11 protein-coding genes are annotated in these 12,824 nt (G+C 66.0%); 8 read left to right on the top strand and 3 right to left on the bottom strand.

Annotated features, from left to right (window positions below):
• Positions 1 to 254: 254 nt before the first annotated feature.
• Both Aco03nite_RS47790 and Aco03nite_RS47795 read right to left on the bottom strand, forming a co-directional pair.
• Entirely contained in the window at positions 255 to 1,358 is a 1,104-nt protein-coding gene (locus Aco03nite_RS47790; protein ID WP_203808971.1) for a nucleoside hydrolase, read from the bottom strand.
• Between the two features lie 302 nt (positions 1,359 to 1,660).
• Positions 1,661 to 2,653, bottom strand: a complete 993-nt coding sequence (locus tag Aco03nite_RS47795) for a LacI family DNA-binding transcriptional regulator (protein ID WP_203808973.1) — start codon at positions 2,651 to 2,653, stop codon at positions 1,661 to 1,663.
• Positions 2,654 to 3,006: 353 nt separating this feature from the next.
• Between Aco03nite_RS47795 and Aco03nite_RS47800 the strand changes: the two genes are divergently transcribed.
• Genes Aco03nite_RS47800 through Aco03nite_RS47815 form a run of 4 tightly spaced genes read left to right on the top strand, consistent with a single transcriptional unit; the run spans position 3,007 to position 7,034 of the window.
• Positions 3,007 to 3,891 (top strand): nucleoside hydrolase, encoded by an 885-nt coding sequence (locus tag Aco03nite_RS47800; protein WP_203808975.1) that lies wholly within the window; start codon positions 3,007 to 3,009, stop codon positions 3,889 to 3,891.
• A 22-nt stretch (positions 3,892 to 3,913) separates the two neighbouring features.
• A complete protein-coding gene (locus Aco03nite_RS47805) occupies positions 3,914 to 5,221 on the top strand; it encodes an ABC transporter substrate-binding protein (RefSeq protein ID WP_203808977.1) in 1,308 nt (435 codons plus the stop codon).
• 8 nt (positions 5,222 to 5,229) lie between these two features.
• The gene (locus tag Aco03nite_RS47810; protein WP_239146034.1) at positions 5,230 to 6,141 is read left to right on the top strand and encodes a carbohydrate ABC transporter permease; all 912 of its coding nucleotides are present in this window, start codon (positions 5,230 to 5,232) and stop codon (positions 6,139 to 6,141) included.
• On the top strand, positions 6,138 to 7,034 hold the full coding sequence (locus tag Aco03nite_RS47815) for a carbohydrate ABC transporter permease (protein WP_203808979.1): 897 nt from the start codon (positions 6,138 to 6,140) through the stop codon (positions 7,032 to 7,034). Before Aco03nite_RS47810 ends, Aco03nite_RS47815 begins: the two co-directional genes overlap by 4 nt.
• A gap of 34 nt (positions 7,035 to 7,068) precedes the next feature.
• On the opposite strand, the gene Aco03nite_RS47820 is transcribed toward Aco03nite_RS47815, so the two are convergent.
• Positions 7,069 to 8,076 carry a sugar-binding transcriptional regulator gene (locus tag Aco03nite_RS47820; RefSeq protein ID WP_239146035.1) on the bottom strand — a complete coding sequence of 336 codons (1,008 nt, stop codon included), beginning with the start codon at positions 8,074 to 8,076 and terminating at the stop codon, positions 7,069 to 7,071.
• 333 nt (positions 8,077 to 8,409) lie between these two features.
• On the opposite strand from Aco03nite_RS47820, the gene Aco03nite_RS47825 reads away from it, so the two are divergent.
• Genes Aco03nite_RS47825 through Aco03nite_RS47840 form a run of 4 tightly spaced genes read left to right on the top strand, consistent with a single transcriptional unit; the run spans position 8,410 to position 12,754 of the window.
• Entirely contained in the window at positions 8,410 to 9,075 is a 666-nt protein-coding gene (locus Aco03nite_RS47825; protein WP_203808983.1) for a DUF2291 family protein, read from the top strand.
• Positions 9,075 to 10,589: a sugar ABC transporter ATP-binding protein gene (locus tag Aco03nite_RS47830; protein WP_203808985.1), complete on the top strand. Its 1,515-nt coding sequence runs from the start codon at positions 9,075 to 9,077 to the stop codon at positions 10,587 to 10,589. The genes Aco03nite_RS47825 and Aco03nite_RS47830 overlap by 1 nt, the downstream gene beginning before the upstream one ends.
• A 37-nt stretch (positions 10,590 to 10,626) precedes the next feature.
• Positions 10,627 to 11,709, top strand: coding sequence for an ABC transporter permease (locus Aco03nite_RS47835; protein WP_203808986.1), 1,083 nt, complete (start codon positions 10,627 to 10,629; stop codon positions 11,707 to 11,709).
• A gap of 52 nt (positions 11,710 to 11,761) precedes the next feature.
• Complete coding sequence (locus tag Aco03nite_RS47840) at positions 11,762 to 12,754, top strand: D-ribose ABC transporter substrate-binding protein (RefSeq protein ID WP_203808988.1); 993 nt, start codon at positions 11,762 to 11,764, stop codon at positions 12,752 to 12,754.
• Positions 12,755 to 12,824: the final 70 nt, after the last annotated feature.

The following is a 12,824-nucleotide window of genomic DNA, read 5'->3' on the forward strand; positions in this document are numbered from 1 at the left end:
CCACCCTGCGTAACACCCGCTACTCTTTTGGGCAATTCGGGCAGCCGGTTCGGTCACCACTCCGTGCTCGAGAACGAAGAGGCTTTGCGGCGTTGTTCGATCGGGAGACGCGTTCAGCCCGGTCGGGTGCCGTGGTCAGATCGCCCGGCGAGTTCAGCAAACGCGGCCGTGACACGTACCGCCACACCCCGTTGACCTTCACATACGTCCCGTCGGCGAACTAGCGGTCACCGGGCAGTGCCGGGCGCTCTCATCTATCGGCGTGGGTGGCCAGGGCCGTAGTTCAGAAGCATCTTCGCGAAAAAGTCTTGAGTCATCAACGGCACATCGAGCTGGGTGTAGTGCCGGATTTTGCGTCCGTTCGGGTTGGGCTGGTAGCTACCGTCGGGGCCCAAAGTCGGGATGGGGATTTCCTCGAACTGGGTCAGGCCTTTACCGGTCCTGCCGCTCGCATCCCAGCCGCCGGTCAGGCCGGTCAACAGAACCAGCGGATTGTCTCCCATGATGTAGGTTTCACCGAAGTTACGGCCGCGCTCGCCCAATCGCGGGATCCAGTCCTCGAACAGTGAATCCCACAGCGCCGCGCCGGCCTTACCGCAGGGAAGCAGGTTGAGCTGCAGTTCGTGGTCGGACATCAGGCAGCTGAAATAGGCGTTGCGATCCACCTGCCACAGCGGAACCGTGGTGTCGTTCCAAACGACCTGCGCTGCCAGGGCATCGAGGCCGAAATTTGTTTCGCTGCCGCCCTTGGGGTATTCGGCGCCACCGATCCACACCAACGTGAATTTTGACGCGATGGACGGGTCGAGCAACAGCGCCGTTGCCACGTCGGTCAGCCCGCCGCCTGTGGTGACGTACAGCGGGAGTTTGGTGTCGATGCGGTTGGCCTCGGCGATGATCGCACGAGCTCCGGGGCTGTCTGCGGGGACGTTCTTGGCCGTCAGCGGGGTGCTGGATCCCGCGAAGGTCTTGACTCCCGTGATTCCCATTGCTTTGAACAGCGCGTCAGCCTTCTGTTTGGCCAGAGGCGCGGTGTTCGTCTCGCCACCGACCCCACCGATACTGCCGACGACACCGACGAGTTGCGCACTGGGCGACAGGGCGGCGTGCGCGAGGGCGAACAGCCCGTCGGGGTCGCCATTCAAGTCATTGACGTGGATGACACGGCAGCGTGGCCCCAGCGCGGAGCCGTAGGGCTTGCGCGGGATGGAGCCGGTGTCCTTCGACCCGGCCTCAGCGGCCCCGGAGGCCATGGTCCCGGTGAGCGTCCCTCCCGCAACGACACTCATCGTCTGCAAAACCCGGCGTCTGTTGGTTGCCATCTGCTTCGTGCCTCCCAGGGATTGATCGCTGCCCATCTCGAGGGAGCGACCCCCGCTTCTGGTGATTAGATATTCAGTGCTACATTTATATCCACCTTAGAGTGGCGGTTACGCTTACGTCAACGGTGTTACGTGCTCATGGCGGGCTCGCGTCTTCGATACCTGTGGATGGGCACCATTGCGTTGTTCCTTGTCCGTGCTGCCGGCCCGGCGCACGGGAGAGGACCTCAGTGGAAAACGGCGACACAGTAGACATGGCTGTCGACCAGATCCGGTTGACGCCAAGATCGAGGGCCTCTGTCAGGAGCGCGGCATACGTCAGCTGCTCCGCACGGACATCAGGGCGCGGGCGCGCTTGACCCGCGGGGAACGAGGTTGGGGTGGATCACCTGCCGGGCGACGCGTTCCCCGGTCGTGATGCGTTCGGCCAGCATCCGGAAGCCGACCCGGCCCAGTTCCACGAAGTCCATCCAGACCGACGACAGGGGCGGGGCGAAATGGCGGGCGTCGGGCATGTCATCCACCCCGACGATCGAGTAGTCGTCCGGTGCGATGTGGTCACGACGCCGCAGCGCGCCCATGAAGCCCAGCGCCATCTGGTCGTTCGCGCTGAACACCGCGGTGAAATCCCGCAGATCGATGCCCTCCCCGATATCGGCGCCGGACTGCGCCGACCAGTCACCGCGCAGAACCGGAAGCGGCGTTGCCCCGGCCTCGGCCATCGCCCGCCGGTAGGCGCGTTCCCGGTCGTGGGCTTCGTTGACCCGTTCAGGCCCGGCGATGTGCAGAATGCGCCGATGTCCCAGTTCGAGCAGGTGATGCATGGCCAGCAGTCCGGCCTCGCACGAGTCGACCGTCGCCGAGTCGGCGTTCGCCCAGGCCCGGCCGGAAAGAATGACGACCGGCACCGTTTCCCAGACCCGGTCCAGGGCGTCCTCGATGCCCAGGTAGGGCGACGAGATGAGGATGCCGTCGACCCGGGCCGACAGGAACCGATCCAGTGCCTCGTGGATCTCCTGAGGAGTGCCGGCGTCGGTCCAGCCGGACTCCACCCAGCTCGTGAAGACTGCATATCGGGCGTCGTGCGCAGCCTCGTTGAGGCCTTGGAGGATCGACCAGGTGCCGTAGACCGAGGGGCCGGTGGCGAGGACGCCGACGGTCCGGGTCGCGTTCACCCGCAGGTTCCGCGCTGACCCGTTGAACTGATAGTTGAGCTGAGCGATCGCGGACTCGATCCGCTCCCGTGTCTCGGCCCCGACGTACCCCTTACCGGTGTAGAACCGCGAAACCGTCTGAGCCGAAACGCCCGCCAGACGACCGACATCGACCATCTTGGGTCGCGGTTGCGGCTGGCGCGCTCCTTGCTCCGACATGTGGCTCCTCTTCCGCACTCCGCCCGCTCCAGACGTCTGGCCCAGTATTCCGCAAGGTCAAAACAAGAACATCTCGTTACACACGTGTTACATACCAGGGCCTGTCCGTGCCCACCTGTTATCGATAACCTAGCGCACAGGTTATCGATAACTCATCTGTCGCCCCGCGGTGACCCCGCCGGCCGAGGCGAGCTCGTGGAATCCCTCCTTCGCAACCCGCACCGAAGGCCTCGTCGTCAGATCCTTCCGAACAGAAGCTCTGTGTCGCATGGATATGACATCCATGATCTTGAACGTATGAGGAGCCAGCCATGTCCGCCGTCACCCGTCGCCGGGTCATCGTCAACACCGATGCCAAGAACGAGGCCGATGACCAGTTCGCAATCGTGCACGCTCTGCTCTCCCCGACGCTGGACGTCCGGGGACTGGTCGCCGCGCACTTCGGTGACCATCGGAGCGACCACAGCATGGCCGATTCCCGCACCGAGATCGACCTGCTGCTCCGGCTGATGGATCTGACAGACAAGGTCACGGTGGCCAACGGATCGGCCGGTCCCATTGCCGACGAGAGCACTCCCCAGGACAGCCCGGGAGCGCGGCTGATCATCGAGGAGAGCAAGCTCGCCGGCCCCGACGATCAGCTGCATGTCGCCTTCCTCGGCCCACTGACCGACATGGCGTCAGCGATCTTGCTGGACCCGGAGATCGTCGATCGCAATGTAGTGGTGATCTGGATCGGCGGAGTCGGCTACGGAGGCATCGAGACGTACCCGGGCGTGGAGTTCAACCTCGGCAACGACATTGCCGCCGCCAATGTGGTCTTCGGCTCCGGGATCACGGTTTGGCAGGTGCCATCCAGCGTATATTCACAGGTCTCGGTGGGTTATGCCGAGCTCGAGGAGAAGATCGGCGGCACGTCCGCGCTCGCCGACTACCTGATCCGGCAACTGGTCGAGTGGAACGCGACCTACCACTCCGAGCCGATCGAGTCACGCTCGCTCGGCGACTCGCCGGCAATCTCGCTGCTGCTCTACCCACGCGGTGGTCAGTTCCGCACCGTGCCGGCCCCGCGCTTCGGCGCCGAGGGCCACTACCTGCCGGGCACCGGCAATCCCATCCGGCTCGTCGAGACCGTGGACGTCCGGTTCCTGCTCGAAGACATGTTCGCCAAGATCCGCCGCTTCGGGCGGCGATAGCGACTCTTCAAGGAGACACCCCATGACCAAAAACCTCTTGAACCGGCGCCGGTTCCTAGGATTCACCGGGGGCGCTGCTGTCTCCGCCGGTCTGGCCGCCTGCACGGGTACGGGATCCACTGACAGCGGTTCAACCACCGGCGGCTCAGGTACCGGATCCAAGGAACTTCGGCTGTTCACCTACGAAGACAACTCGACGATCGATCTGCTCCGGGCGCAAGTGAAGGCCTTCGACGCCAAGAACGGCACCACGACCACCGTCGACTCACTGCCCGGATCGGGCGCCGCCGTCTACCCCGACAAGTTGCGCACCGAACTGCTGGGCGGCAAGGGCCCCGACGTGTGGCGGATCTGGGGAGGTCAGATCGGTGCACCGTTCGTCAAGGCCAAACAAACCATGGACCTCGGCAAGTACTACCAGAAGTACGGCTGGGACTCGAAGCTCAACTCGGCCGCCATCGAGGGCATGACCTTCGACGGCGTGAAGGGCGGTATGCCGTTCGTCGGGCTCGGCATCGGCTGCTGGTACAGCAAGACCGCCTTCGCCAAGGCCGGCATCACCGCTCCGCCCGAGTCGTACGCGGAGCTCGAGGAGGCCAACGCCGAGCTGCTGAAGTCCGGCATCACCCCGCTCGCCACGGGCGGCAAGTACGGCTGGCATGTCATGCGCCTGTTCGAGTACCTCCTCGAGACCAGTGCCGGGCCCGACCTGCACGACAAGCTGCTCATCGGCGCCGAGAGCTGGGACCGCCCCGAGGTGGTCACCGCCTTCACCAACTTCAAGAAGTGGCAGGACCAGAAGTGGCTCCCCGACGGCGTGGTCGGTCTCGACCCGACCGAGGTGGAGCTCTGGTACGTCCAAGGCAAGGCCGCCTACACCATCACCGGCCCGTGGACCGAGGCGCAGGCAATCCAGGCCGGCGGGAAGAAGGCCGCCGACTACGCCTCGTTCCAGCTACCGACCGACCAGAACCCGGCCCGGCATTCCGGCTTCGTCGAGGGTTACATGATCAACGCCAAGGCCGGCAATCCGGACATGGCTGCCGCCCTGCTCGACTTCCTGATCACGCCCGAGGCCCAGAAGGCCATGAAGATCACCGCCTCGGTGGTGGCCGGCGCCGAACCTGACAAGGCGGCACTGCCGCTGTCGTACGAGTGGTCGCAGGGCTCCGGCAAGCAGCCGTTCTTCACCATCCAGGACCAGGCATTCCCGAAGAAGCAAGCAGACCAGTACTTCGCGATCCAGAGCGACGTGCTGCAGGGCAAGGACAGTCCGGCCGACGCGGCCAAAAAGATGCAGGACGTCATCAAGGCCTGGGCCAAGAGCTGAAGCCGACGATGACCACAGCGACTCACGCCGCTCGCCGCGCCCGTAAGGCCCGGCGCGGCGGGCCGGTGGCCTGGGTATTCGCCCTGCCCGCCCTGATCGTCTATTTCGTCTTCCTGGTCTACCCGGCGCTGTCCTCACTGTGGTTCAGCCTCACCGACTGGGACGGACTCAGTGCCGCCTACAACGTCGTCGGCCTCGACAACTACCGGAGCATGGCGAGCGATCCCGTGGTCCGCCAGGCCGCGGTCAACAACCTGATCTGGGCCGTCGTCACCGTCGTCGTCCCCGTGCTTCTCGGGCTCACGCTTGCGGTCATGCTCAACGGCAAGGTCCGCGGCAAGCCGTTCCTGCGGCTGATCTTCTACACGCCGGCAGTCCTGCCGCTGGTCTCGGTCGCCTCGATCTGGGGCTGGCTCTACAACCCGCAGTACGGCGCGATCAACGCCTTTCTGCGGGCTATCGGCCTCGACGAGCTTGCGCAACCGTGGCTGGGCCAAGACTCGACGGCGCTCGGCGCGACCATGGTGGCCGCTATCTGGCTGCGCGTCGGCTTCCCGATGCTGCTCTACCTGGCCGCTCTGCAAAGCATCAATCCCGACCTGTACGAGGCCGCGACCGTCGACGGCGCGTCGCGGTGGCAGCAGTTCTGGCATATCACCATGCCCGGGCTGCGGCCGGCCCACTACGTCGTCATCGCGCTGTCGGTCATCGACTCGTTCAAGGTCTTCGACCTGATCTACGCCATGACGTACGGCGGACCGGGCACTGCTACTCAGGTCATGGGCACCTGGATGTACTTCAACGTCTTCCAATACAACCAGGCCGGTTACGGCACCGCCATCGCCGTCGTGATCACCGTCGTGGCGATTGCGGTCAGCATCCCGTACGTCCGCTCCCAGACGAAGGAGCACGCGGTATGACCTCCATCGCTCCCGGCACAGCCCTGACAGGGCCGAGGATCACGGACGCCGGCCCCTCCCGAAACACGCCCAAGCCGAAGGGTGGCATCGGCACAACCATCGTGGTGGCCCTGGTAGCACTGCTGTGGATCTCTCCTCTCGCGCTGCTCGTCACCACCGCGGTGCGGCCGCTTTCCGACTTCGTCTCCCACGGGCCGTTGTCCTGGCCCGGTGCCTTCACATTCGAGAACTTCGCCGACGCGTGGGGCATCGGCAACTTCGCCACGACCTACCGCAACAGCACGATCCTGCTGATGCTCAAGGTGCCGCTGGGTGTCTTCGTGTCCGCCATGCTCGCGTATGCGCTGGCCAAGCTCCGCATCTGGTTCGGCGCGGCCATCATGTACATCGTCTTTCTCGGCCTGACCATCCCGATCTACATCACCATCGTGCCGGTTTTCGTGATGGCACGCAGCGCTGGAATCACCGATAGCCTGATCGGGCTCATCGGCCCCTATCTGGCGTTCGGTATCCCGTTCGAGGTGCTGGTGCTGCAGGCCTTCATCCGCCAGATCCCCGACGAGATCATCGAAGCGGCCAAGATCGACGGTGCCGGTCCCTGGCGCATCTTTCTGACCGTCGTGCTACCCCTGTCCGTGCCCGCGCTGGTCACCGTGTTCATCCTGGACGCGGTAGCGACCTGGAATGAGTTCCTGTTCGCTCTGATCATGCTCAACTCCGACGCCAGCAAGACGATCCCGGTCGGGCTGCTCAACTTCCAGGGCCAGTTCGCCAACAACAGCACCGGTCTGGCCGCTGGCATCCTCATAGCCGTCGTACCCATCCTGATCGCCTACACGTTCCTGCAACGCTGGATCGTCGGCGGCCTCACCGCCGGCGCGTCCAAAGGCTGACGAACGGCCGTACCCCCGCAGCGGATCGACGACCTCAGTCGGCGGTTGGAAGAACCAGGCTGCGGGCCACCTGCAGATCGGTGATCAGCACGTTGACCCAACCGCCACGAAGGGCAGCCTTGATGGCCGCGCTCTTACGCAGGCCGCCGGCCACGGCCACGCGCCGGGGGACGTTACGGAGGGACTCTGCACCGATGCCCAGCACGCGCTCGTCGAAGGCCGACTCGATGTGGTTGCCGTCGGCGTCGAAGAAGCGCATGCAGACATCTCCGACGGCGCCCGCCGAGCGCAGGGCGGGCAGCTCGCTCTCGGCGAAAGCGTTGCCGCTCTCGCGCAGCAATGGGCTGGGCTCGATGCTGCCCACACCGATCAGCGCCATCGTCAGGTTCTCGCAGGCCCGCAGCACGGGCTCGATGTTGGGGTCGGTCACGAACATCTGCCGCATGTCGCCGGACGCCAGCAACCCCGGTGCCAGCAGGTAGACGGCCTGGGCGCCGGTCAGCGCGGACAGCCGACCGGTGATGCGGGTGGCCTGGGTCTGCGCGGTCACGTTACCCACGCCGCCGAGCATCTGGACGACCTGGTCGGCGACCGGGGTAGGCCGGGGGTGCATGGCCTCGACCGTTGCCAGGATCGTCGAGCTCCACGACGAGACACCGATGCGCTCGCCGCCCAGCAGGGTGGTCTCGAGGTACACGGCCGCGGCGGCGCCCAGGGAGCGCATCACGTGGCTCTCGTCGGCGTGGTCATCGGTGTCGGCCACGATCACCTCGGTGACCCCGTACTCCTGTTCGATCTGTTCCTCGAGCTCGGCGTACACCCCGCCGGGCGCGATCACCGTGGTGCGCACGATACCGAGGTCCACAGCCCGTTTGAGGAGGCGCGAGACGCGCGGCTGCGAGATGTGCAGCTGCGCCGCGATCTGCGGCTGCCGCATCCCACGCTCGTGATACATGCGGGCCACCTTGGTCAGCAACCGGATCTGGTCGGTGGCGACCTTGTCCAGGGCGGCCGTGCTCGCCGCCGGGTAGTGCTCTGCCACGCCGTCCTCCCGTGTGCGTCCTGCGCAGAGAATATCCATTCAGCCTGTACTCGTTCCGTCGGAGTGACCTCCGGGCCGCGAAGTCGCTCTGCAGCTCGGCCGCCCATCGTGTCTTCGGGAAGGCGTCGCGTCCCGGTTGAGGATGTTGGAGATGGCTGCCTTCTGACCGAACCTCCGCTGCACCCGCTGCCACGACGCTCTGACCGTGCCGTCGAGGACGCCGACATCGGGGGAAGACGCGCGGCGAAGCAAGACGGGAACGACCCGTTGACAAGAAGGACATCGAGCGTTCACAGTGAAAGCATGCCCAATCGCCTATGAATGGATATTCACATGACGGTGATCGCACGCCGACTGCTCGCCGCGACCACGGCGGCGACGCTGGCGCCGGCGATGGCGGCCTGTAGCAAGATCCCGGGCGTCTACGTGTACGAGAAGGACGGCCAGACCTCCGCCGCGGCATCGGCCACGGACCCCAAGACGTACGTCGACGACAATTGGGCGCAGAAGATCGTGCCGACCGTGCACGACAACGCCGTCGACATCACAACGGTGGCCGCCGCTATCGCCGACGACCAGGAGGCGGCCGGAAAGAAGTACGGCAACCAGACCGGCACCGGTAGCCCATACGCCTTCATGGTCAAGGGTTCCGGAACGGTGACCGAGGTCGACACCTCGACACCGACCGGCCCGGTCACCGTCGAGGTGCCCGCGGTGGCCGGCGACAAACCAGTCAAGGTCACCATGGCGACCGGCCCGGTCATCGCCGGCACCGCGATCCGCGACGCCGTCAAGTTCATCGCGTTCGGCGACTTCACCAACCAGATCGACTACGCCGAGGTCGCGAACCAGATCAACGACCGCGTCAAGACCGACGTCATCGCCGAGGCGGGCGATAGGGCCGCTTTGAAGGGCAAGAAGGTCACGTTCTACGGCGCCTTCTCGTCGCTCGCGCCCGGCACGATCTTCCTGGTCCCGACCGAGCTGACGAGCAGCTGATGGCCGAGATTCTGGAAGCTCGCAACATCAGCAAGAACTACGGCGGTGTCCGGGCACTGAAGGACGTCACGTTCACGGCGTACCGCGGGCAGGTCAACGTGCTGGTGGGCGAGAACGGCGCCGGCAAGTCGACACTGATGAAGATCCTTTCCGGATCTGAGCAGCCGACAAGCGGCGAGATCCTGCTCGACGGCGAGCCCGCGCAGCTCGACAGTCCTCGGGCGGCCCAGGCCCGGGGCATCGGCATCATCCATCAGGAGCTCAGCCTCTTCCCCAACCTGTCGATCGCCGAGAACCTGTTCGCCGGCCGGGAGCTGCGCCGGGGCGGCCTCTTCGTCGACGCCGGCGGTCAGCGTCGCCGCGCCCGCGAGGTGCTGAAGCGACTTGGCCAGGAGCGCCTCGATCCGGACACGCTCGTCGGGGACCTGCCGATCGGTCAGCAGCAGCTCATCGAGATCGGCCGGGTGCTGCTCGAGGACGTGCGCGTACTGATCATGGACGAGCCCACGTCGGCCCTGTCCAACCACGAGGTCGACGTGCTCTTCGAGGTGATGGGCGACCTGCGCCGCGACGATGTCACGGTCATCTACATCTCGCACAAGCTCGACGAGTTCCGGCGTATCGGCGACTGGGTCACCGTATTCCGCGACGGCCGACTGGTCGCCCACGAGTCGATGAGCAAGACCGACACCGGCTGGATCGTAGGCCAGATGGTCGGCCGCGACCCCGACTCGCTCTACGTCCGCAACAGTTCCCCGGTCGGTGACGTGCTTCTCGAGGTACGCGGGCTCACCGTCCCCGGCACGGTCAAGGTCGACGACGTCTCGCTCAGGGTGCGAGCGGGTGAGGTGGTGGGAATCTACGGCCTCATGGGTGCCGGCCGCACCGAGTTGATGGAGACGCTGATGGGAATGCGCCGCCCGATCGCCGGCAACGTCGTCGTCAAGGGAGCAACCGAGCCCAAGGGCACGGTGCAGGCGCGGATGGCAGCGGGCCTGGCACTCGTACCCGAGGATCGGCAACGCGACGGGCTGGTGCAGACCATGTCCGTGCGCGACAACATCCTGCTGGCCACTATCGCCCGGATGACCCGCGGCGGCCTGCTGGCCGGTGAGGCCGAGCAGCGTACGGCCAAGGACAAGGTCGGCGAGCTGGCCATCAAGATCCCAGGCCTGGGAGCGCTGGTGACCTCGCTCAGCGGTGGCAATCAGCAGAAGGTCGTGCTGGCCCGGGCCCTGCTCACTGAGCCGGTCGTGCTGCTGCTGGACGAGCCCACCCGCGGCATCGACGTCGGCGCCAAGTCGCAGATCGCCGGGCTGATGGCCGAACTGGCCGCGCAGGGTTTCGGGGTGCTCTTCATCTCGAGCGAGCTGGCCGAGGTCATGGCCATGGCCGACCGGGTGCTGGTGATGGCCCGCGGACGCATCACCGCCGAGTTCACCGCCGAGAACGTCACCGAGGAGGCACTCGTCACCGCCTCCGCAGCCGACAGCGTTCTGGAGGCGACCACGTGACCACCTGTTCGTTCGGCAGCGTCCTGGAGGCAACATCATGACCAACACCGACGTCGCCGCGCCGGCCTCCACCGCAGCCGCGCCTCGACCCGAGGAGCCGCGCAGCACGGCGCTCAAACGGGCCGCGCTGCTGCTCGTGCGTGGCCGTACGCTGGTCGTGCTGGTCATCCTGGTGATCATCTTCAGCTCGATCTCATCGGAGTACCTGACCCAGAGCAACCTGATCCTGATGACCAAGCACGTGGCCATCAACGCGATCCTGGCCATCGGCGTCACCTTCGTCATCCTCACCGGCGGCATCGACCTTTCGGTGGGGTCGATCGCGGGCCTGGCCAGCATGGTCGCCGGCGGGTTGCTCTTCAACGGGCTGAACTTCCCCGGCGGTACGGTGTTCTTCTCCGTCGCCATGGTCCTCCTCATCGGCATCGTGGCTGGGGCGCTGGTCGGCGCGGTCAACGGGTTGCTGATCACCCGGTTGAAGGTGGCGCCGTTCATCGCCACGCTCGGCATGCTCTACGTGGCCCGCGGCGCTGCCCAGCTGCACAGCGACGGCGGCACGTACCCCGACCTGGCCGGCACCGAGGCCCGCGGCAACACCGGCTTCGGCTTCATCGGGGCGGACAGCGTGCTCGGCATCCCGGTCGCCGTCTGGATCATGGTCGTGGTGGCGGCGGCCGCCATCGTCGTCACCACCAAGACGCCGTTCGGCAAGCGCATCTACGCGGTCGGCGGTAACGAGCGGGCCGCGGTGCTGTCGGGGATCAGGGTCAACCGGGTCAAGATCGCGGTGTACGTGATCTCGGGTGCCTGTGCCGCGCTGGCCGGCCTGCTGCTCACATCGGAGCTGGGCGCCGCCTATCCGGACACTGCTACGACCTATGAGCTGAACGCCATCGCGGCCGCGGTGCTGGGCGGCACCGCGCTGGCCGGCGGGCGCGGCACGATCATCGGCACTGTCATGGGCGCCTTCGTCATCGGCTTCCTCAGCGACGGCCTGGTGCTGGTCGGCGTCTCCACCTTCTGGCAGTCGGTGGTCAAGGGCGCCGTCATCATCGTCGCCGTCATCACCGAGCAGGCCCAGCAGCGTTTGCAGTCCGACCTGACCAGACGCACCGCGTAAGCGCTTCTACCCCGCCTCTCCCGTTCCATCGCACCCGAAGGGACACATAGTCATGAAACATCTCCCCGCCCGCCGAGCCCTGCTCGCCGTCAGCGCCGCCTCGGTCCTCGCCCTTGCCGCATGCGGCGGTGGCGGAGACGGGTCCGGATCGCCGGGCGAGAGCGCGGCCCCCGCCGCGTCCAAGTTGATCGTGATCATCACGCCGTCACCCGACAACGTGTTCTTCAAGGCTGAGCAGGACGCCGCCGCGGCCCGGGCCGAAAGCCTCGGCTACGAGACGCTGGTCCTCAGCCACGACGACGACCCCACCAAGCAGAGCCAGCAGTTCGACACGGCCATCTCCCGTAAGGCGGCCGCGATCATCCTCGACAACGCCGGCGCCGATGCCTCGGTCACCGCCATCCAGAGGGCCAAGGACGCCGACATCCCGACCTTCCTCATCGACCGAGAGATCAACAAGACCGGGGTCGCGGTCGCCCAGATCGTCTCCAACAACGCCCAGGGCGCCGGGCTCGGCGGCCAGGAGTTCGCCAAGCTGATGGGCAACAAGGGCGAGTACGCCGAGCTGCTGGGCAAGCCGACCGACACCAACGCCGGCGTCCGTTCGAAGGGCTACCACGGCGTCCTCGACCAGTTCCCCGATCTGAAGATGGTGGCTCAGCAGAGCGCCAACTGGGACCAGGCCGAGGCGCTGCAGAAGACCCAGACCATCCTGCAGGCCCACCCGAACATCAAGGGCATCATCGCCGGCAACGACACGATGGCCCTCGGCGCGTACGCGGCGGTGCAGGCGGCCAAGAAGGACATCGTCGTGGTCGGCTTCGACGGCAGCCCCGACGTCGTCTCGTCGATCCAGAAGAAGGCCATCAGGGCGACCGTCCTGCAGCCGGCCAGCAAGATCGCGCAGATGGCGGTGGACCAGGCCGACGTTTACATCAAGGCCGGCGGCAAGACCGACCAGCCCGAGAAGCAGTCGATCGACTGCGTACTCGTCACCGCCGACAACGCCGACACGGTCAAGAACTTCGCCGTCGAAGGCTCCTGACCTTGATTCCCGGGTGGCCTCACAATGCCCGCCCGGCCAGGTCGTGTCACCACCCGTAGAAAGGCACACC

Origin of the sequence: Actinoplanes couchii, from assembly GCF_016862075.1 — a bacterium.
GTDB lineage: Bacteria > Actinomycetota > Actinomycetes > Mycobacteriales > Micromonosporaceae > Actinoplanes > Actinoplanes couchii.

Excerpts from the sequence above, each read along its gene's own strand:
- Aco03nite_RS47810 (WP_239146034.1), top strand. The coding sequence starts at position 5,230 with ATGACCACAGCGACTCACGCCGCTCGCCGCGCCCGTAAGGCCCGGCGC.
- Aco03nite_RS47805 (WP_203808977.1), top strand. The coding sequence starts at position 3,914 with ATGACCAAAAACCTCTTGAACCGGCGCCGGTTCCTAGGATTCACCGGG.
- Aco03nite_RS47835 (WP_203808986.1), top strand. The coding sequence starts at position 10,627 with ATGACCAACACCGACGTCGCCGCGCCGGCCTCCACCGCAGCCGCGCCT.
- Aco03nite_RS47790 (WP_203808971.1), bottom strand. The coding sequence starts at position 1,358 with ATGGGCAGCGATCAATCCCTGGGAGGCACGAAGCAGATGGCAACCAAC.
- Aco03nite_RS47830 (WP_203808985.1), top strand. The coding sequence starts at position 9,075 with ATGGCCGAGATTCTGGAAGCTCGCAACATCAGCAAGAACTACGGCGGT.
- Aco03nite_RS47800 (WP_203808975.1), top strand. The coding sequence starts at position 3,007 with ATGTCCGCCGTCACCCGTCGCCGGGTCATCGTCAACACCGATGCCAAG.
- Aco03nite_RS47840 (WP_203808988.1), top strand. The coding sequence starts at position 11,762 with ATGAAACATCTCCCCGCCCGCCGAGCCCTGCTCGCCGTCAGCGCCGCC.
- Aco03nite_RS47825 (WP_203808983.1), top strand. The coding sequence starts at position 8,410 with ATGACGGTGATCGCACGCCGACTGCTCGCCGCGACCACGGCGGCGACG.
- Aco03nite_RS47795 (WP_203808973.1), bottom strand. The coding sequence starts at position 2,653 with ATGGTCGATGTCGGTCGTCTGGCGGGCGTTTCGGCTCAGACGGTTTCG.
- Aco03nite_RS47815 (WP_203808979.1), top strand. The coding sequence starts at position 6,138 with ATGACCTCCATCGCTCCCGGCACAGCCCTGACAGGGCCGAGGATCACG.